Below are 18,454 nucleotides of genomic sequence, written 5' to 3' on the forward strand. Positions count from 1 at the left end.
CGCTGAAAGGAAAAAATCAGTTCTCGGCCGCGAGCTGACCGCAAGCCGCCGCGATCTCCTGGCCACGCGTGTCACGCACCGTGCACGCTACCCCGCCCGCGTTCACCAGCCGGACGAACTCCCGCTCCACCGGCTTCGGCGACGCGTCCCACTTGCTGCCCGGAGTCGGGTTCAGCGGGATCACGTTCACATGCACCAACTGACCCAGGTGCTGACGAAGACGCTTCGCCAGCAACTCGGCCCGCCAAGGCTGATCGTTGATGTCCCGGATCAGCGCGTACTCGATCGAAACCCGCCGGCCCGACGTGTCCGCGTAGTAACGGGCAGCGGACAAGACCTCGTCCACCGACCAGCGCTCGTTCACCGGCACCAGCGTGTCGCGCAACTCGTCGTCCGGCGTGTGCAGCGAGACCGCCAGCCGCACCTGCATCTTCTCGTCCGCCAGCTTGCGGATCGCCGGCGCGAGGCCGACGGTCGACACCGTCACCGAACGCTGGCCGATCCCCAGCCCGTCCGGCGAGGGATCCGTGATCCGCCGGACCGCCGCCACCACCCGCTTGTAGTTCGCGAGCGGCTCGCCCATCCCCATGAAGACGATGTTCGACAGGCGGCCGGGGCCGCCCGCCATCTCGCCGTCGCGCATCACGGCGGCGGCCGAACGGACCTGGTCGACGATCTCCGCCGTCGAAAGGTTCCGGTCGAGACCGCCCTGTCCGGTCGCGCAGAACGGGCACGCCATGCCGCAGCCCGCCTGGCTCGAGATGCACAGGGTCGCGCGGTCCGGGTAGCGCATGAGCACGCTCTCCAGCAGCGTCCCGTCGTGCGCGCGCCACAGGGTCTTGCGGGTGGTGCCGTCGTCGCAGGCGAGCGCCTTGATCTCGGTGAGCAGTGTCGGCATCAGGTCGCCGACGAGCTTCTCCCGCGACGCCGCCGGGATGTCGGTCATCTCCTCCGGGTTCACCGTGAGCCGCGAGAAGTAGTGGTTCGACAGCTGCTTCGCGCGGAACGGCTTCTCACCCAGCTCGGCGACGGCCTCGGCCCGCTCGGCGGCGGTGAGGTCGGCGAGGTGGCGCGGCGGAAGGCCGCGCTTGGGCGCGTCGAAGACGAGAGGGAGGGCAGTCATAGCTCACTCAGTGTCCCATGTCCACCTCCGACGCGCCCGGGCCGCCCCGGGTCGCTGTTCCCCAGGTCACGTGAACCACACCCGGCCCGACCGTGCGGATCGCATACGAGGAGACGCGCGTACGTCATACCCGGTCCGAGACTCGGTGAGCGGAGGTGATCCACCATCATTCCCGAAACCACGGTTCTCCTCACCGGATCCCGGGCGCTCACCGAGCCGCTCGCGGACCTGCTCGCCGTCAGCGGGTACGCGAACGTGGGAATCCTGCACGATCTGTCCGAAGTGGACGCGGAGCACACCCTCGTGGTCGCGGCCTTCGACCATCCCGCCCGTGCCGAGCTGACCACTTTGGACACCTTGTGCGCCGGGAACGGCGTGCGGTGGCTGCCACTGCGCCGCGAACGCGGCCGGGTGATCGCCGGGCCCGCCATCGCCCCCGGCGGGATCGATTTCGCCGACGTCGTCGCCCGCCGGCGCGCGGCCTCGCGGGAACTTCACACGCTCGACGCGATCCCGCCCGCGCTGGGTCCGGGAGATCTCCGCTGGGTGCTGGCGAACGTCGCCACGCACCTCGAACACTGGCTCTCGGGCGGGCGGACCGCGATCACCACCGGCGAGATCGAGCTGAACCCGGCGGAGCTGACTGAGATCCGCCGCCCGGTCCTTCCCATCCCGGACCGCGCCCGGACCGTTTCCGCGCCCGTGTCGCTGATCGACGACCGGACCGGGATCGTGACCGGGCTCCGCGAGATACCGCCGTCGCCGGGCATGCCCGCCAGGCTGCGCTTGTGCCAGGCCGACATCGCGGACATGCGCCGCGTCACGAACTGGCCCAATGACCGCGAAGCCGTCGGCGCGGCGTGGCACGATTTCGATCTCGCCCGGCAGGCAGCCGTCGGCGAAGCAGTGAAGCGTTACTGCGGCAGCTGGCTCGCCCCGGATCGCGAAGTGCGCTTCGGCAGCTACGAGCAGCTCGCTCGCTACGGCGTCCCAGCGCTCGACCCTCGCCGCCTGAAGCTCTACTCGGCCGAGCGGTACCGCTCCCCCGGCTTCCCCTTCGCACCGCTGACGACGGACTCGGACTGCTCGTGGGTGGAGGGCTTTTCCCACACCACCGGGGAGGCCGTCTGGGTACCGGCGTTCTTGGTTTCCCGCGAACGGCAAGCGGGAGAAGCCCGCTTCGCCGATCCTCTCCCCGCGGGCCTCGCTACCGGAACCTCCGAAGAGCAGGCTGTCACATCCGGTCTCGAAGAGGCCCTCGCAGGCGACCCCACCACACTCTGGTGGACCGGCATGCCCCGTCTCGCGCGGCTCCCGATCCCGGACGGGATCCGGTCGCTGATCGCCGACACCGCGGACGGCCACGAGGTCACGCTCATCCCGCTCGACAACGAATTCGACGTCCCGGCGATCGCCGCCGCGGTGTTCGACCGCGTGGCGCGCCGGCTGTCCCTCGGTTTCGCCGCCCGGCCGGACGCGCTCGAAGCCGCCAAGGAGGCACTCGCCGAGGGTTTCGCGCTGCACCACACCTACCGGGCCCTCGACGACGAACGCGGACTTTCCGCCCTGCGCCGGGAGCACGGCGATCTCAAGCCGTACCGGGCGGACAGGCGCTATCTCGACTCCTATCGCGACGACTTCGCCGACGTCACCGATCCCCTTTGCCTCCACCAGATCCGCCTCGATCCGCGGGCGGGCGGCGGGGTCGCGGCACGGCTGCGCAACCTGCCGGACCGGGCTTGGGACGACCTGCCCGCGCTCGGGGAACGGCGGCTCAAGGCGTATCAGGACCGAGTCGAAGCACGCGGCTTCGAGATCATCAGCGTCGATCTCACGACCTGTGACGTCGCGGCCGCCGGACACCATGTCGCGCACACCCTGGTGCCGGGTCTCGTGTCACCGCTCCCCCGAACCTGACGAGCACAAGCCGCTGAGACGCAGCTCACCCGAGGAGGGTTGCCGTGCGACCGTTTCCGATATATCGTGAACGAGTCGGAACATTACGTAGAGAGGATTCACATCATGCGACGACGACCTTTCCCTTCAGAACACGGCCGACCCGCCTTCGGGCCCTGGGCTCGCGGCGGCTTCGGCGACTTCCCCCCGGGTCCGGGTGGGCCCGGCCACCGTCATCGGCACGGCCGCCGAGGTGGCCCCGGCGGACGGCGCGGCAAGCGCGGTGACGTCCGCGCCGCGATCCTCGCGCTGCTTTCCGAACAGCCGAGGCACGGCTACGAGATCATCCGCGAGATCGGCGAGCGCAGCGGCGGCTTCTGGAAGCCGAGCCCCGGCTCGGTGTACCCGACCTTGCAGATGCTGGCCGACGAAGGCCTGGTGATCAGCAAGGACGAGAGCGGCAAGAAGCTGTTCGAACTCACCGAATCCGGCCGTGCGGCGGCCGAGCAGCAGGACGCCGTCCCGCCGTGGGAGCAGATCGCCCACGACGTCGACCCGGTCGAGGTGAACCTGCGCAAGGCGGGGGCGACCCTGGCCGCGGCTGTCGCGCAGGTCATGCACGCCGGCAGCGAGGGCCAGCAGGCCCGGACCGTCGACGTCCTCAACGAGGCGCGCCGGACGATCTACGGCATCCTCGGCGAGGCCGACGACACCGCTCCGGACGCGGCTTCCGCCGAGGACACGGAGTGACCAGGCACGACGAGGCCGGTGGGCTTGGTGCGCGTATGCACGCGATAGCCCACCGGCAGCGTCACCTGCTCCACGCCGGCGCCTGACGAAACCTCGTTCAGGCGCCGGACCTCCGCGATCGCCTTCTCCGCGACCGGAGCGCTGAACTCGATCTTCAGCACCGCTTCCATCGCGGCGGCGTCCTCGAACAGCCACCGCGTCATCACCTTGTGGCAGTCGAATCCCTGACGGGCGAAGAACTTCTCGACTCCCGGCGGGTCGTAGTGCGGCAGATCCAGCCGCATCCAGCGCCCGTAAGGCTCACTGGTCACATCGAGGTCCACGATCAGCAGCGTCCCGCCCGGCCGCAGCACCCGCTCCGCCTCGCGAAGGCCGGGTTCACAACCTGGGCCGAAGAAGTACGCTGTCCGCGCGTGGACGACGTCGAAAGCCGCGTCCGGCACCGGAAGCCGCTGCGCACGGCCTTGCCGCACCTCGACGTTCGGCAGCTCCCCGACGCGGCGCCGCGCGTCACGGACGAGCGGCTCGTGCGGCTCGATCCCGAGCACCGATCGCGCGGTCGCGGCGAACCGGGGCAGGTGGAACCCGTCTCCGCAACCTATGTCGAGCACGTCGGCACCGGACCAGTCCCTAGCCCCGGCGAGCACCCGCCAGATCTCGTCGTCGACGTCCTGCGCGCGGTTCTCGACCTCGTAAGCCTTTTGGTAGTACCAGATGTTCGGGCTCGGCAGCACCTCGTCACCGCCGCGGCGGAAGGAGGAGACAGCTCGGGGAAACCAGCGCACGGAAGCTCCAACGATGGGACACCGGGCCGGGTTCCGGGCCACCCGGTTCGAAATCTCTCACGGAAACAATGCGGATAGCGACTAGACTTTACTCTCCCCACCGGTTAGGGAGAACCGCATGTCGCTTGGCTCGGCCGCCCACACTTCCGTAATCCCTTCAGGAATCCCGTGCTGGATCGAACTCGCGTGCAGAGACGAAGCGGCCGTTCAAACCTTCTACAGCGGACTTTTCGACTGGGAGTTCACCGTTCAGCGTGATCCCGCGACGCCGACGGGCCGCTACTCGATCGCGACGCTCAACGGCGTCCCGGCCGGTGGCCTGTACCGCGCGGGCGCGGAGGGACCGTTCGGCTGGAGCGTCCACATCTCGGTGCCCCAGGCGGCCGCGGCCGCCGAATGGGTGGACAGTCTCGGTGGCCGGGTCACGCTCGGACCGGTGGCGATTCCCCATCGTGGCAACATCATCCACGCCGTCGACGCGTGCGGCGCGCACGTCGTCTTCTGGGAACCCCCGGCCACCTGGGAGTTCGCGACCGGCGTGCCCAACACCTTCAGCGGCGCGGACCTGAACACCCACGACGGCGCGGCGGCGGACCACTTCTACTGCCGTCTCTTCGACTACACCAGCCACCAGATCGGCGACGGCACGTCGCTCGACTACGCCGAATGGCTCATCGAGCACGAACCGGTGCTGTACCGGTACGTGATGGGTTCGGAATACCGGCCGGACACCCCGCCGCACTGGATGGTCTACCTCGAACTCGACCCGGCCCGCGGGGCGGACGCCACGGCGGGGCAGGCCCTGATGCTCGGCGGCGCCGTCGTCGTCCAGCCCTACGACACCCCGTTCGGCCGGATGGCGATCCTCGCCGACCCGGACGGCTCGGTGTTCGCCGTGATCGACCACTCCCGGGCCGTCGAAGGCTGGGGCAGCGCCGAAGTCGACGATCCTTACGACGACTGAAAGAGAGCCGGGGCGACCGCTTGGTCACCCCGGCTCTCTTTTCAGATACCCGCCCAGAACCCGCAATCGTGCACGGCCGCGAGGTCGACCGGGCCGATCGCGCCCGGTACCAGTGACTGGGTTCGTGGCGAAGGACGCCACTTCGGCAGATCCTCGCCGTTCGGATCGCCGGTCCTCGCGAACCGGGTCCAGTACTGAATCATTTGTGCCGCGAGCTCCTGCTGCGCCGGAGTCAATTTCACCGGGAGCCCGGCAATATCAGACAAATAACTCAATTCGGATCCATGTGAGGCGCCCATGCGCATTCCAGGAGGGGCCGGGAGAAGCGGTGGAGCGTCCCGGTCGGCGAATTCGTAGCCGAAAGTCCGGGTCCGCTCGCGCAGCAACCGCTCGGTCCCCGCCTGGGGGCAGCCCCAGATCCTGTCGGTCATCGCGTCCGCGAACGCCATCGCCGGGCTGCCGTGCTTCGCAGACGGATACCGGGCGGCGACGAGCGGCGCCTTCTCCCCGAAGGCGGTCCGCAGCAGTTCTCGGTAGTGCTCCTCCGTGAAGGGATGACCGGGGTACAGGGAGACGAACAACCTCGCCTCGTCCCTGGTCACGCCCGTCAGCACCGGGACGCGGGCGAAGTGGCCCGCCTTCAGCGCGGTCGCCGGATGCTCGGGAAGCAGGCCGGTGCCGAACGCGGGGGTCGCGAGCGGCTGATTCACGAGATCCTTCACCGGGAGACGGCGAAGGCAAGCGACGTCGGCACAGCCGAGCTTCTTGGCCGCGTCGGCGCCCATCGCTTCGACGGTGGCACGCGGCAGATACGGCGAACCCGCCGGTACGCCGGGGGCGAAGCCGCCGTCAGGCCAGGTCAGGGTGCACGGACCGCTCTGGATGATCGCGCGGTGGAACAATCCCGCGGCCGACGGCGAGGCCAGCTGAGCGCACGTGCTCATCCCTCCGGCGGACTCACCGAACAGCGTGACGTTCCGGGGATCGCCCCCGAACGCGCGGGCATTGCGCTGCACCCAGCGAAGAGCGGCCTGCTGGTCCTGGAGGCCGAAGACGCCGGAGTCGCGTCCGAGCTCCGGGTGGCCGAAGAAGCCGAACACGCCCAGCCGGTAGTTCACGGTCACCACGACGACGTCCCCGCCGAGGGCCATGCGCTTGAAGTCGTAATCGCCGCCGGCGCCGGAGGTGAACCCGCCACCGTGCACCCAGACCATCACCGGCCGCGGCTTGTGCGCCGCTTTGGCCGGGCTGATCACGTTGAGATACAGGCAATCCTCGTCGTCGCTCGGGGCCGAACCGAGCCCCGGCCCCTGCGCGCAGCGGGGACCGGGCTTGCTCGCGTCCCGCACGGCGGTCCACGGCGTGGGTCTGGCCGGAGGCGCCCAGCGCAGGTCACCGACGGGTGGCGCGGCGAACGGAATGCCTTGGAAACTCCGGTATTCGCTGGTGCTCACGCCGCGAACGGGACCGGAATCCGTGCGGACGACCGGGCTTTCGCCCGCTTCCGCCACGGCTGTCGTCAGGGCGCCGAACGTGACCACGCTCAGTGCCAGGGCCAGAAGTCGCTTACTCATCCGTCGAGTTCGCATACTTCGACCTTGGCCCAGGGTGCTGGGCTTGTCACACGAGTTTCGCCTAAACGGGGACGAACGCCGAAAGCAGCAGCCAGGAGACGACGGCCGAAGGGAGCAACGAGTCGAGCCGGTCCATCAGCCCGCCGTGCCCCGGCAGCATGTTCCCCATGTCCTTGACGCCGAGGTCGCGTTTGATCAGCGACTCGACGAGATCGCCGAGCGTCGCGGTGCAGACGATCGCCGCGCCGAACAGCACGCCCTGCCAGGCGTGGCCGTCGAGCAGCAGGCTCAGGGTCAGCGCACCGGCGACCACACCGGCCACGAGCGAACCGGCGAAGCCCTCCCAGGTCTTCTTCGGGCTGATGCTGGGCGCCATCGGGTGCTTGCCGCCCAGCACGCCGGCGATGTAGCCGCCGGTGTCCGAGGCGACGACGCCGATCATGAACGCCAGGACCCGGCCGACACCGTCCTCCGGCGGGACGAGCATGGCGGCGAAGGCGCCGAAAAGCGGGATGTACGCGGCGGCGAAGACCGACGCGCTGATGTCGCGCAGGTAGCCGTCCGCCCCGCCGGGCAACCGCCACAGCAGGCAGACGAGCACCGTCAGCACGAACGCCGTCAGCGCGCCTTCACGGCCGTACGGCCAGGCCAGCCAGATCATCGCCTGACCGCCGACGAGCACCGGGACCAGCGCGATCCGGATGCCCGCCGCGCGCTTCAGTGCCCCGGCCAGCTCGATCGTGCCGACCGCGATCGCGATCGCGATGATGCCGATGAACAGGAAGCGCACGGTGAGCAAGGACGTGACGATCGCCGCCCCCAGCAGCAACCCGACCCCGATCGCGGCGGGCAGGTTGCGGCCGGCGCGGGAAACCTTCCGCGCCGGTTCCGGCACGGTTTCGGGCTCCGGCATCGCCGCCGGAGCCGGCTCCGGGGCGTCCACCCGGTCCTCGCGTTCCTCGCTCACCTGGCTCATCAGACCTCGAGTAGCTCGGCTTCCTTGTGTTTCACCAGCTCGTCGACCTTGTGCGTGTACGAGTCGGTGAGGTTCTGCAGTTCCTTCTCGGCGTGGACGACCTCGTCCTCGCCCGCCTCGCCGTCCTTCTTGATCCGGTCCAGCTCTTCCTTGGCCTTGCGGCGGACGCTGCGGATCGAGACGCGGGCGTCCTCACCCTTGGCCTTGGCGACCTTCACCATCTCCTTGCGGCGCTCTTCGGTGAGCTGCGGGATGACGATGCGGATCACGTTGCCGTCGTTGCTCGGGTTCACGCCGAGGTCCGACTCGCGGATCGCCTTCTCGATGGCGTTGAGCGAGGTCTGGTCGTAAGGCTTGACCAGCGCCATCCGGGCTTCGGGGATGTTGACGCCCGCCAGCTGGTTCAGCGGGGTCGGCGCGCCGTAGTAGTCGACGACAACGCGCGAGAACATCCCGGGGTGGGCCCGGCCGGTGCGTACCGACGACAGGTCCTCCTTGGCGACGGACACCGCTTTTTCCATCTTCTCCTCGGCGTCGAGGAGGGTCTCGTCGATCACGGCAACTCCCGTTGTTGTGTATGCGTACCGATTACGGAGATCAGAGCAGGACTACGCGGAAACCCCGTCGGCGGGGGTGTCGACCAGGGTGCCGATCCTCTCACCACTGACCGCACGAGCGATGTTCCCCTCGGTGAGCAGATTGAACACGATGATCGGCATGTTGTTGTCCATGCACAGGCTGAACGCGGTGGCGTCGGCGACCTTGAGGTCCCGTTCCAGCACCTCGCGGTGGCTGATCTCGTGGAACATCTCGGCGGTCGGGTCGCTCTTCGGGTCCGCGGTGTAGACACCGTCGACGGCCTTCGCCATCAAGACGGCTTCGCAGCCGAGTTCGAGCGCGCGCTGCGCGGCGGCGGTGTCGGTCGAGAAGTACGGCATGCCGACCCCGGCGCCGAAGATGACGACGCGGCCCTTCTCCAGGTGACGCTCGGCGCGGCGCGGGATGTACGGCTCGGCGACCTGCCCCATGGTGATGGCGGTCTGCACGCGGGTGGGCAGGCCCTCCTTCTCCAGGAAGTCCTGCAACGCCAGGCAGTTCATGACGGTGCCGAGCATCGCCATGTAGTCGGCGCGGTCGCGGTCCATGCCGCGCTGCGACAGTTCCGCGCCGCGGAAGTAGTTGCCGCCGCCGATCACGACGGCGATCTGCACCCCCGTGCGTGCGACGTCGGCGATCTGCTGGGCGACCGAGTGCACCACATCCGGATCAACCCCGATGGAACCGCCGCCGAACATCTCGCCGCCCAGTTTCAGCAGCACCCGCCGGTATCCGCCTTCGACCCGGACACCCATGTCGCCCTCCCTAATGCTCTGAAACCCGACTGTGCCCCGTCCCCGATGGACGGAGACGGGGCACAGTGGTGGTTCTTTGTGTTCCGCGCCTGGATCAGGCCTGGCCGACCTCGAACCGGGCGAACCGGCTCACGGCCACGCCGGCCTCGTCGAGCAGGGCCTTGACGGTCTTCTTGTTGTCCTTGACCGACGGCTGCTCGAGCAGGACGTTGTCCTTGTAGTAGGCGTTGACCTTGCCCTCGATGATCTTGGGCATGGCCTGCTCCGGCTTGCCCTCTTCGCGGGCGGTCGCCTCGGCGACGCGGCGCTCGTTCTCGACGATCTCGGCCGGGACCTCTTCACGGGTGAGGTACTTGGCCTTGAGCGCGGCGACCTGCATGGCGGCGCCACGAGCGGCCTCGGCGGCGGCTTCGCCCTCACCGGTGTACTCGATGAGCACGCCGACGGCGGGGGGAAGGTCCGCACCGCGACGGTGCAGGTACGTGGTGGTGGTGCCCTCGTAGGCGGCGACACGGCGCAGCTCGAGCTTCTCACCGATACGGGCGGCCAGCTCCTGGACCTGCTCGTCGACGGTCTTGCCGTCGAGCGAGGCGGCCTTCAGCTTCTCGACGTCGCTGGTCTTCTCGGCCTTCGCGACCTCGACGATCTTCGAGGCGAGAGCCTGGAAGTCCTCGTTCTTCGCGACGAAGTCGGTCTCGGAGTCGAGCTCGATCAGGACGCCGCCGTCACCGGCGACGAGGCCCTCGGCGGTGGCGCGCTCGGCGCGCTTGCCGACGTCCTTGGCGCCCTTGATGCGCAGGAACTCGACGGCCTTGTCGAAGTCGCCGTCGTTCTCCTCAAGCGCCTTCTTGCAGTTCATCATGCCGGAGCCGGTCAGCTCGCGGAGACGCTTCACGTCTGCGGCGGTGTAGTTCGCCATCGTGGGTGTATCCGTCCTTTTCAGGTACGAGAAAGTCTTTTGGGGAGGTACTCGTGGGGCCGCCCGGAGGCGGCCCCACAAGCGGGTGGATCAGGAGGAGGCGGTGGCCTGCTCGGCCGGGGCCTCGGTGGTCGCGCCGGTCGCGGCGGCGGCTTCCTTGGCGTCCGCGGCGGCGGTCTCGGAGCCGGCGAGCAGCTCCTTCTCCCACTCGGCCAGCGGCTCGTCCGTGGCGACGCCCGCCTCGGGCTTGGCGTCGGCGGAGGAACCGTTGCGGCTGGAGCGGGCCATCAGACCGGCGGCGGCGGCCTCGGCCACGACCTTGGTCAGCAGCGCGGCCGAACGGATCGCGTCGTCGTTACCCGGGATCGGGTAGTCGACCTCGTCGGGGTCGCAGTTGGTGTCCAGGATCGCGACGACCGGGATGTTCAGCTTGCGAGCCTCGCCGACGGCGATGTGCTCCTTCTTCGTGTCGACGATCCACACGATGCTCGGCACCTTGGCCATGTCGCGGATACCGCCGAGGGTCTTCTCGAGCTTGTCCTTCTCACGGGTGAGCGTGAGGATCTCGCGCTTGGTCAGGCCGGCGAAGCCGCCGGTCTGCTCCTGCGACTCGAGCTCCTTCAGGCGGAGGAGACGCTTGTGCACCGTCTGGAAGTTGGTCAGCATGCCGCCGAGCCAGCGCTGGTTCACGTAGGGCATGCCCACGCGGGAGGCCTCGGAGGCGATGGCTTCCTGAGCCTGCTTCTTCGTGCCGACGAACATGATGGTGCCGCCGTGCGCGACGGTTTCCTTGATGAACTCGAACGCACGGTCGATGTACGTCAGCGTCTGCTGCAGGTCGATGATGTAGATGCCGTTGCGCTCGGTGAAGATGTAGCGCTTCATCTTCGGGTTCCACCGACGGGTCTGGTGCCCGAAGTGCACGCCGCTGTCGAGCAGCTGCTTCATGGTGACGACGGCCATTGCCGGAATCAACCTCTTCTGTGTCGTGCGCGCCCGGCCTGGCCGGAACGCGCTTGCTCGGTTCGTCGCTCTCGGCCGGGTGGCCGATCGCCCTGGTGCAGATGCTCGGGCCCGGACCCGGAAGTCGAGTAACCCCAAGGACCGCCGGGCCGTGTGCCCCCGCTTGTCCTGACCCTCCGTGAGGAGATCGGCCATCGGGAGCGCGCACGTGCACGCGAAGTCAGTCCACTGCCGCGGACCGCGCAAAAGAGTCTACTCCCTGTCGCCACCGGGTACCGCACCGGCAGCCCCTGATGAGAGGGGTTGTCCACAACCGCCCCGGTTATCCACAGATTCCCCCGGCGCGCCCCGCTCGCCACGCCGTCCCCCCAAGCTGGAACACATGACCACGACATCCTGTTCCCGCCCCGTCACCAGGCATTCCTTCGCGATCGACCGCACCGGCGGCAGGCACCGCCGCCCGGGGCGTCCTCGACGCCTTCCCCACCTCATGATCCTCGCGACCGTGCTCGCGCTCTTGACCGCTTCGACGATGCCGGGAACGGCCAGAGGCGCGCCCTCTCCGCAAGGACGCCTCTCCTGGCCGCTCTCGTCGGCACCCAGTGTCACCAGGTACTTCGAGCCGCCATCGACGCCGTACGGTCCCGGCCACCGGGGCATCGACCTCGCCGCCGCACCGGGCACGAACGTGCTCGCGGCCGCCGAAGGAGTGGTGATGTTCGCCGGGCAGGTGGCGGGCCGCGGGGTGGTTTCGATCGATCACGAAGGAGGCCTGCACACCACTTACCAACCCCTCAGTCCGACGGTCACCGCGGGTGATCAGGTCTACCGGGGCCAAGTGCTCGGAACGCTCGTCGCCGGCCACCCGGGCTGCCCCGAGCCGGCTTGCCTGCATTTCGGTGTCCGGCGGGGCGAGGAGTACGTCGATCCGCTCGCGTTGATCGGCGAACCGTCCGAGATCCGCCTCAAACCGTGGGAAGGAGACTGACCCCTGTCCCTGGACCTTCGCCAGGTGTTCCGCCCGGCTGAGCACGCTTCCGTCCACTACCTACGGCTGCCGCCCAGTTGATCGCACGAGTTCCGCCTCTGGTCACGCAAGTCCCGGCCCCAATCACGCGAGTCCCGCCTCTGATCACACGAGCCCCGGCCCCGATCACACGAGTCCCGCCTCCAATCACGCGAGTCCCGCCCCCGATCACACGAGTCCCGCCCCCAATCACGCAAGTCCCGCCCCCGATCACACGAGTCCCGCCCCCAATCACGCAAGTCCCGCCCCCGATCACACGAGTCCCGCCCTAGGCCACGCGAGTCCCGCCTCTGGTCACGCGAGTCCCGCCTCTGATCACACGAATCCCGGCCCTGGCCACGCAAGTCCCGCCTCTGGTCACGCGAGTCCCGGCCCTGATCACACGAATCCCGCCCCTGGCCACGCAAGTCCCGCCCCGAGGACGCGTGTCGTCCGCCCAATCACGCGTGTCGGCCACCTGATCACGTGTGTCGTCCGGCCCCGCGTCGCGCGAGTCCCCGCCCGAGCACGCGAGTCTCGCCCTGGCCACGCGAGTCGCACCGGCCCCATCACACGAGACCCGCCCTGGCCGCGCGAGATCCATCCGCAAGCACACGTGTCCCGCGCCCGATCACACGAGTCCCGGCTCCGAACACACGTGTCCCGTGCCCGATCACGAGAGATCCGCCTTTGATCACATGAGGCCCCGCCCGATCTTGGCCGTGAGCCGGTCTCACCGGAATGACGTCCAGGAGGTGCTCCGGGGTCGCGTCGAGGCGGCGGTTGCCAACAGAGACCACGCGTGATCAGACGGACGACACGCGTGTCTGGACGGACGACACGTCCGGCGGCCCGGGCCGTCAGGTCTGCTCGACCAGTTTCGCGCGCAGGCGCATGACGGCGCGGGTGTGCAGCTGGCTGACCCGGGACTCGGTGACGCCGAGGACCTTGCCGATCTCGGCGAGCGTCAGGCTCTCGAAGTAGTAGAGACCGACCACGATCCGGTCGCGTTCGGTGAGCTGGGCGATCGCCTGCGCCAGCTGGCGGCGGTTGTCCTGGTCGACCAGGACTGCCACCGGGTCGACGGCTCCGTCGTCGGGCAGCGTGTCGACCAGCGAGCCACTGTCCTTGCCCGCGGCGACGAGGTCTTCCAGCGCGATGACGCTGGTGAGCTGGAGCTGGCCGTAGAACTCGCGCAGGTCGTCGACGCTGATTTCGAGCTCGGCCGCCAGCTCGGCGTCGGTCGGTGTGCGGTTCAGGCGGGCACCGAGGCGTTCCAGCGCGCGCTCGGCCTCGCGGGCCTTGCTGCGCACCGCCCTGGGCACCCAGTCCTGGGAACGGAGATCGTCCAGGATGGCGCCCCGGATGCGCTGCATGGCGTAGGTCTCGAACCTCAGGCCCCTGGCGGGTTCGAACTTCTCGATCGCGTCGACCAGGCCGAAGATCCCGGACTGGATCAGGTCTCCGACGTCGACGTGGGTCGGCAGCCCGGTGCCGACCCGGCCGGCGACGTACTTGACGAGCGGGGCGTAGTGCAGGACGAGCCTGTCGCGCACGATCTGGTCCGGCGACTCGGTGAACTCCCGCCACAGCGCCTGGATCCCGGCGTCCACCTCGTAGGCCGTCCGCGCTCCGGGCGCGACGGCAGGACCGCTCCCGCCGGGACGGTGTTTCCCGGCGGCTTCGGTGACATGTGGGTCGACGGTCATCGGACCGCCGTTCTCAGCATGCGACTCAGCGTGTTCTCCGTGCTCGTGCGGATGCGCGTGCGCCGCCGGTTCGGGCCGCCGGGTCACCTGCCGAGTTCTCCCCGGCATCATCGGGCCCGGGGGTGCGCGCGGTCGTGGATCGCCTTCAGCCGATCGACGGTCACATGAGTGTAGAGCTGCGTTGTGGCCAGCGTAGCGTGACCAAGCAGTTCCTGAACGCTTCGAAGATCGGCACCGCCTTCGAGCAGATGAGTGGCCGCCGAATGCCTCAGGCCGTGCGGTCCCATGTCGTTCGCGCCGGGAACCGAGCCGACGGCGTCGTGGACGACCCGGCGGGCCGCCCGCGGATCGAGCCTGCCTCCTCGCGCCCCCAGGAAGAGCGCGGCTTCGGCCGCCCCCTTCGTCTCGACGGCGAGCTTTCCTCTGCCCTCGTCGAGCCACACCCGCATGGCCGTTTCGGCGGGGACGCCGAACGGCACGACGCGTTCCTTGCCGCCCTTGCCCAGCACAAGCACGACCCTGCGGGAGAAATCGACGTCGCCGACGTCCAGCCCGCACAGTTCCGAGACCCGCACACCGGTCGCGTAGAGCAGTTCCACGATGGCACTGTCCCTCAAGGCGACCGGGTCCCGCTGTTCGGCACCGGCGGCTGAGGAGCGCATGACCTCGTTCGCCTGTTCCGCGCGGAGGACCCCGGGCAGCTTGCGGTGCGCGCGCGGCGCCACCAGCCGCCCGCCCGGGTCGGCCGCGAGCGCCCCGCCCCGGTGGGCCCACGCGGTGAAAGTGCGGGCTGCGGCCGCGCGCCTGGCCAGGGTCGTCCGGCTGGCGCCGTCCTCGCGTTGCCGGGCAAGCCAGCCACGCAGTGTCCCGATGTCGAGATCCTCGAACCGGCCGCCGTTCCCGTCCACGAAACCCAGCAGCGAGACCACGTCGCCGAGATAGGCACGCACCGTATGCGCGGAAAGCCCGCGCTCCAGGGAAAGATGCCGCTCGTAGTCGTCGATCAGCTTCCGGACGGGTTCCGGAAGCGCCGCACGGGCGGCACGCAGATCGGGTCTGCGGGCGCGTTTTCCCGTGCCGTGGGGGCCTTCGGTCGACGGCATGCCGATCACGCTGCGCGATGTACGGCAGATGGTCAAGTATCGCCGCACCCTGATGCGGTGTCCGTGGTCGGATCGTGCCGGGATGGCGTCTCGGGTGTAGGCCAGTCAGGTCTTGGTAGGCCGTCTTCGCCACCCTGTGTCACTTCTTTCCGCGAAGCCGTCGAATTCCAGTTCGGGGAGCAGCGCGCGGACGCGCTCGATCGGAACGCCGGACTCGGCCGCGATCCGTTCCTCGGGTCTCGGCGACCGTTCGGACAGCGCGTCGTGCACGCGGAGTGCTTCCGGACCGAGCCGGTCGGTGCGACGTCGCGGTTTCGCCGGATCCGCGCCCGGCTCCCCCAGCCGCCCCGCGGTCTCCAGGATCTCGTCGACCGAGGTCACCAGCGTGGCCTCGCCTTCGCGGATCAGCGCGTGGCAGCCGGCCGACATCCCCGAGGACACCGGCCCTGGCATCGCCATCACGACCTTGCCCAGCGCCCGTGCCGTGCCGGCGGTGTTCCGCGCGCCGCTGCGCCTGCCCGCCTCGACCACGACCGTCCCTTCCGTGAGCGCGGCGATGAGCCTGTTGCGGACGAGGAAGCGATGCCTCGCGGGCGAGGTGCCCGGCGGATACTCGCTCACCACCGCGCCGGTCTTCCCGATGGTGCGCAACAAGGTCGTGTGCTGCGCCGGGTACCCGGCGTCGATCCCGCAGCCGAGCAGGGCGACCGTCGTACCGCCGGCGCTCAGCGCGCCCCGATGAGCCGCGCCGTCGATGCCGTACGCCGCTCCCGAGAACACCGGGATTCCCCGGCTCGCCAAGTGGTAACCCAGCTCGGCCGCGTTGTGCTCACCGTATCCGGTCGCCGCACGGGCGCCGACGATCGCGATCGCCTGGTCCACCGCCTCGTCGAGCCTGGCCGGACCTCGCACCCACAGCGCCAGTGGCGGCGCCACACCGGAGACGCCCCTGCCTTGGGCGACGGCCAGCGAAAGCAAGGGCCAAGCCGGCCATTCGCCGTCTTCGGGGATGACGAGCCTGGTCTCGGCGGCGGCAGCCCGCTCCAGATCGCGCTCGGCGTAGTCGTGCGCGCGCCGGGCGGCCGTCTCGTCACGCACCTTCGGCGGGCAATCCGCCCGCGACACTCGTTCCGCGGCGACGACCGGGCCGTGTTCGCCCACGAAACCGACCAAAGCGGGCGCCGGGGGCTCGGCCACGCGCAGGAGGTACGACCGCGCGATCCGCTCGGCGTCGAGTTCACTCATCCGGATGACCTCTCTCGGAAGTTCAACGCGGCCGCGACCTCGTCCGCCTCCGGCTTGTCGGTGCCCCTCAGATCGGCGAGCGTCCAAGCGATGCGAAGGCAGCGGTCCGCGCCGCGCGCGGTGATCGCGCCTCGCTCCAGCGCACGGTCCAGCAACGCCGTGACCTGCGGCGGCAGCGCGAACTCGCGGCGCAGCGCCGGGCCGGGCACCTCCGCGTTCGTCGGCCAGCCGTGCTCCGCCCAGCGTTTTCCGGCTCGCTCGCGCGCCTCCAGAACCCGTTCCCGGACGGCCGCCGACGCTTCGGGCGGCTCACTCAGATGCGCGCTGAGCGCGGAAAGCGGACGCAACCGGACCCGCAGATCCACCCGATCGAGTAGCGGTCCGGACAGCCTCCCCAAGTACCGCCTCCGCGCGGACGCCGAGCAGACGCAATCGGCCTCCTTCGCCGGAGCGCAAGGACAAGGATTGGTCGCCAGCACCAGCTGGAACCGGGCCGGGTACCGCACGGCGCCCTTGATCCGCGCGATCCGTACTTCGCCCTCTTCCAGGACCGTGCGCAGCGACTCCAGCCGTTCCGGGCCGAATTCGCAGACCTCGTCGAGGAACAGGATGCCCCGGTGCGCCCGGCTGATGGCACCGGGAACGGCGAGACCGCTGCCACCGCCGATCAGCGCGGGGACGCTGATCGAATGGTGCGGCGCGACGAACGGCGGCACGGTGATCAGCGGTTCGGACCGGGAGAGCGAACCGTCGATCGAATGGACGGCGGTGACCTGCAACGACTCTTCGGCGGACAGTCGCGGCAGGAGACCGGGGAGGCGTTTCGCGAGCATCGTCTTGCCCACCCCGGGCGGACCGGTCATGAGCAGGTGATGCCCGCCCGCCGCGGCCACCTCCAGCGCCCACCGCGCTTCCGGCTGTCCCACGACATCGGCGAGGTCGGGCACCAGCGTCGGCTCTTGGAGGGTGAACGGCTCGGGCCGGACGAGCTCCCCTTCCCCCTTGAGCCAGCCCACGAAATCGCTCAGCCGGGTCACGCCGCCGATTTCCAGGCCGTCCACGAGGGCGGCCTCGAACAACGACTCGGCGGGCACGACCGCCCTCCGGTACCCGGCGTTGCGCGCCGCGAGCAGTCCCGGCAGGACGCCGCGGACGGCCCGCACCCTGCCGTCGAGGGCGAGTTCACCCAGCAGCACGGTGTGCAGCAGTTTCGTGGCCGGAACCGACCCCGTCGCGGCCATGACCGCCGCCGCGATGCCCAGGTCGTAGCCGGACCCCACCTTCGGCAGGTTGGCCGGGGACAGACCGAGGATGACCCGCTCGTCCGGCCAGGTCTCGCCCGAGTTGCGGACGGCGGAGCGGACCCTGTCCTTGGCCTCTTTCAGCCCGATGTCGGGCAGCCCCACCATCGTCACCTTCGGCGCCCCGCCACCGATGTCGGCCTCGATCTCGATCATCCTGCCGTCGACGCCCAGCAACGCGACGGACCAGGCTTTCGCCAGCGCCATTCAGAACGCCGCCTTGATGTGCCGCACATGCGGCCGGGCGTCCGGACGGGCGACGATCGCGATGATGTCGTAGCGGACCGGACACCAGCGGAGCATGAACGTGCGCTGCCATTGGTGCGCGAGACGGCGGATTCGGTCCGCCTTGGCCGGGGTCACCGCCTCGGCCGGCGCGCCGTAGCCCAGCCCCGACCTCGTCTTCACCTCGCAGAAGACGAGGCGTTTCCGGTCGGTCGCGACAAGATCCAATTCGCCGTCGCGGCAACGCCAATTGCGGCTCAGGACCACGTAGCCCGTCTTCTCCAGATGCCGGACCGCGAGTTCTTCACCCCATCTGCCCAGCTCGATGTGCGAAGCGCCGGCGGACGGTTGTTCGGCCGTGCCCATCATCTCGATCCCCCTCAGCGATCATCACGGTGCGTGTGCGATCAACGCTGCCAGGGTGACCGGCCGCCGGACAGGCCTGATTCGCCCGCCTGTGGATAACCGGGGTGTTGTGGACAACTCGGCCGCGGTGAGAGCTTCCGGGCCGGAAATCGTCGGAGCTTGTGCTAGGGCGCCCGCAAGTACGTGAAGGCCCCCTT

Annotated in this window: 18 protein-coding genes; 5 read left to right on the top strand and 13 right to left on the bottom strand. The window is 69.5% G+C overall.

From position 1 onward, the window contains the following. Positions 1–16: 16 nt before the first annotated feature. Positions 17–1,123 (bottom strand): 23S rRNA (adenine(2503)-C(2))-methyltransferase RlmN, encoded by a 1,107-nt coding sequence (gene rlmN / locus ACFWMR_RS25005; RefSeq protein ID WP_093932961.1) that lies wholly within the window; start codon positions 1,121–1,123, stop codon positions 17–19. A gap of 255 nt (positions 1,124–1,378) precedes the next feature. Here rlmN and ACFWMR_RS25010 point away from each other — a divergent pair, with 255 nt between their 5' ends. Next, the gene (locus ACFWMR_RS25010; RefSeq protein WP_378380099.1) at positions 1,379–3,040 is read left to right on the top strand and encodes a YcaO-like family protein; all 1,662 of its coding nucleotides are present in this window, start codon (positions 1,379–1,381) and stop codon (positions 3,038–3,040) included. Positions 3,041–3,145: 105 nt separating this feature from the next. Next, complete coding sequence (locus ACFWMR_RS25015; protein ID WP_378380100.1) at positions 3,146–3,769, top strand: PadR family transcriptional regulator; 624 nt, start codon at positions 3,146–3,148, stop codon at positions 3,767–3,769. Here ACFWMR_RS25015 and ACFWMR_RS25020 read toward each other — a convergent pair. Further along, positions 3,703–4,554: a class I SAM-dependent methyltransferase gene (locus ACFWMR_RS25020; protein ID WP_378380101.1), complete on the bottom strand. Its 852-nt coding sequence runs from the start codon at positions 4,552–4,554 to the stop codon at positions 3,703–3,705. The genes ACFWMR_RS25015 and ACFWMR_RS25020 overlap by 67 nt on opposite strands. A 118-nt stretch (positions 4,555–4,672) precedes the next feature. Here ACFWMR_RS25020 and ACFWMR_RS25025 point away from each other — a divergent pair, with 118 nt between their 5' ends. Then, positions 4,673–5,518 carry a VOC family protein gene (locus tag ACFWMR_RS25025; RefSeq protein WP_093932958.1) on the top strand — a complete coding sequence of 282 codons (846 nt, stop codon included), beginning with the start codon at positions 4,673–4,675 and terminating at the stop codon, positions 5,516–5,518. Positions 5,519–5,559: 41 nt separating this feature from the next. Here ACFWMR_RS25025 and ACFWMR_RS25030 read toward each other — a convergent pair whose 3' ends face one another. From ACFWMR_RS25030 to rpsB, 6 genes are all read right to left on the bottom strand, one after another. Continuing rightward, positions 5,560–7,092, bottom strand: a complete 1,533-nt coding sequence (locus ACFWMR_RS25030; RefSeq protein WP_378380102.1) for a carboxylesterase/lipase family protein — start codon at positions 7,090–7,092, stop codon at positions 5,560–5,562. Between the two features lie 61 nt (positions 7,093–7,153). After that, the gene (locus tag ACFWMR_RS25035) at positions 7,154–8,068 is read right to left on the bottom strand and encodes a phosphatidate cytidylyltransferase (protein ID WP_378380103.1); all 915 of its coding nucleotides are present in this window, start codon (positions 8,066–8,068) and stop codon (positions 7,154–7,156) included. Continuing rightward, a complete protein-coding gene (gene frr, locus ACFWMR_RS25040; RefSeq protein ID WP_020630578.1) occupies positions 8,068–8,625 on the bottom strand; it encodes a ribosome recycling factor in 558 nt (185 codons plus the stop codon). Before frr ends, ACFWMR_RS25035 begins: the two co-directional genes overlap by 1 nt. 51 nt (positions 8,626–8,676) lie before the next feature. Beyond that, positions 8,677–9,420: a UMP kinase gene (gene pyrH / locus ACFWMR_RS25045; protein ID WP_016336220.1), complete on the bottom strand. Its 744-nt coding sequence runs from the start codon at positions 9,418–9,420 to the stop codon at positions 8,677–8,679. A 94-nt stretch (positions 9,421–9,514) separates the two neighbouring features. After that, the gene (gene tsf / locus ACFWMR_RS25050) at positions 9,515–10,339 is read right to left on the bottom strand and encodes a translation elongation factor Ts (protein ID WP_378380104.1); all 825 of its coding nucleotides are present in this window, start codon (positions 10,337–10,339) and stop codon (positions 9,515–9,517) included. 90 nt (positions 10,340–10,429) lie between these two features. Next, positions 10,430–11,302, bottom strand: a complete 873-nt coding sequence (gene rpsB / locus ACFWMR_RS25055) for a 30S ribosomal protein S2 (protein ID WP_093932955.1) — start codon at positions 11,300–11,302, stop codon at positions 10,430–10,432. Positions 11,303–11,684: 382 nt separating this feature from the next. Between rpsB and ACFWMR_RS25060 the strand changes: the two genes are divergently transcribed. Then, positions 11,685–12,290, top strand: coding sequence for a murein hydrolase activator EnvC family protein (locus tag ACFWMR_RS25060; protein ID WP_378380105.1), 606 nt, complete (start codon positions 11,685–11,687; stop codon positions 12,288–12,290). Positions 12,291–12,327: 37 nt separating this feature from the next. Continuing rightward, entirely contained in the window at positions 12,328–13,002 is a 675-nt protein-coding gene (locus tag ACFWMR_RS25065; protein WP_378380111.1) for a hypothetical protein, read from the top strand. A gap of 166 nt (positions 13,003–13,168) precedes the next feature. On the opposite strand, the gene ACFWMR_RS25070 is transcribed toward ACFWMR_RS25065, so the two are convergent. The 5 genes from ACFWMR_RS25070 to ACFWMR_RS25090 form a co-directional block, all read right to left on the bottom strand. Further along, the gene (locus ACFWMR_RS25070; protein WP_167406021.1) at positions 13,169–14,104 is read right to left on the bottom strand and encodes a FliA/WhiG family RNA polymerase sigma factor; all 936 of its coding nucleotides are present in this window, start codon (positions 14,102–14,104) and stop codon (positions 13,169–13,171) included. A gap of 20 nt (positions 14,105–14,124) precedes the next feature. Beyond that, positions 14,125–15,120 carry a tyrosine recombinase XerC gene (locus ACFWMR_RS25075; RefSeq protein ID WP_378380106.1) on the bottom strand — a complete coding sequence of 332 codons (996 nt, stop codon included), beginning with the start codon at positions 15,118–15,120 and terminating at the stop codon, positions 14,125–14,127. 105 nt (positions 15,121–15,225) lie between these two features. Continuing rightward, a complete protein-coding gene (gene dprA / locus ACFWMR_RS25080) occupies positions 15,226–16,365 on the bottom strand; it encodes a DNA-processing protein DprA (protein WP_378380107.1) in 1,140 nt (379 codons plus the stop codon). Beyond that, positions 16,362–17,873, bottom strand: coding sequence for a YifB family Mg chelatase-like AAA ATPase (locus tag ACFWMR_RS25085; protein WP_378380108.1), 1,512 nt, complete (start codon positions 17,871–17,873; stop codon positions 16,362–16,364). Before ACFWMR_RS25085 ends, dprA begins: the two co-directional genes overlap by 4 nt. Next, the gene (locus ACFWMR_RS25090) at positions 17,874–18,260 is read right to left on the bottom strand and encodes a YraN family protein (protein ID WP_093932951.1); all 387 of its coding nucleotides are present in this window, start codon (positions 18,258–18,260) and stop codon (positions 17,874–17,876) included. Between the last annotated feature and the right edge of the window lie 194 nt (positions 18,261–18,454).

Source organism: Amycolatopsis thailandensis (assembly GCF_042723255.1).
Classification (GTDB): Bacteria; Actinomycetota; Actinomycetes; order Mycobacteriales; family Pseudonocardiaceae; genus Amycolatopsis; species Amycolatopsis thailandensis.

Bases quoted from the DNA above. Each gene is read 5' to 3' on its own strand.
- ACFWMR_RS25030 (WP_378380102.1), bottom strand. From the start codon at position 7,092: ATGAGTAAGCGACTTCTGGCCCTGGCACTGAGCGTGGTCACGTTCGGC.
- rpsB (WP_093932955.1), bottom strand. From the start codon at position 11,302: ATGGCCGTCGTCACCATGAAGCAGCTGCTCGACAGCGGCGTGCACTTC.
- ACFWMR_RS25060 (WP_378380105.1), top strand. From the start codon at position 11,685: ATGACCACGACATCCTGTTCCCGCCCCGTCACCAGGCATTCCTTCGCG.
- ACFWMR_RS25025 (WP_093932958.1), top strand. From the start codon at position 4,673: ATGTCGCTTGGCTCGGCCGCCCACACTTCCGTAATCCCTTCAGGAATC.
- ACFWMR_RS25015 (WP_378380100.1), top strand. From the start codon at position 3,146: ATGCGACGACGACCTTTCCCTTCAGAACACGGCCGACCCGCCTTCGGG.
- pyrH (WP_016336220.1), bottom strand. From the start codon at position 9,420: ATGGGTGTCCGGGTCGAAGGCGGATACCGGCGGGTGCTGCTGAAACTG.
- dprA (WP_378380107.1), bottom strand. From the start codon at position 16,365: ATGAGTGAACTCGACGCCGAGCGGATCGCGCGGTCGTACCTCCTGCGC.
- ACFWMR_RS25075 (WP_378380106.1), bottom strand. From the start codon at position 15,120: ATGCCGTCGACCGAAGGCCCCCACGGCACGGGAAAACGCGCCCGCAGA.
- tsf (WP_378380104.1), bottom strand. From the start codon at position 10,339: ATGGCGAACTACACCGCCGCAGACGTGAAGCGTCTCCGCGAGCTGACC.
- ACFWMR_RS25090 (WP_093932951.1), bottom strand. From the start codon at position 18,260: ATGATGGGCACGGCCGAACAACCGTCCGCCGGCGCTTCGCACATCGAG.
- rlmN (WP_093932961.1), bottom strand. From the start codon at position 1,123: ATGACTGCCCTCCCTCTCGTCTTCGACGCGCCCAAGCGCGGCCTTCCG.
- ACFWMR_RS25035 (WP_378380103.1), bottom strand. From the start codon at position 8,068: ATGAGCCAGGTGAGCGAGGAACGCGAGGACCGGGTGGACGCCCCGGAG.
- ACFWMR_RS25085 (WP_378380108.1), bottom strand. From the start codon at position 17,873: ATGGCGCTGGCGAAAGCCTGGTCCGTCGCGTTGCTGGGCGTCGACGGC.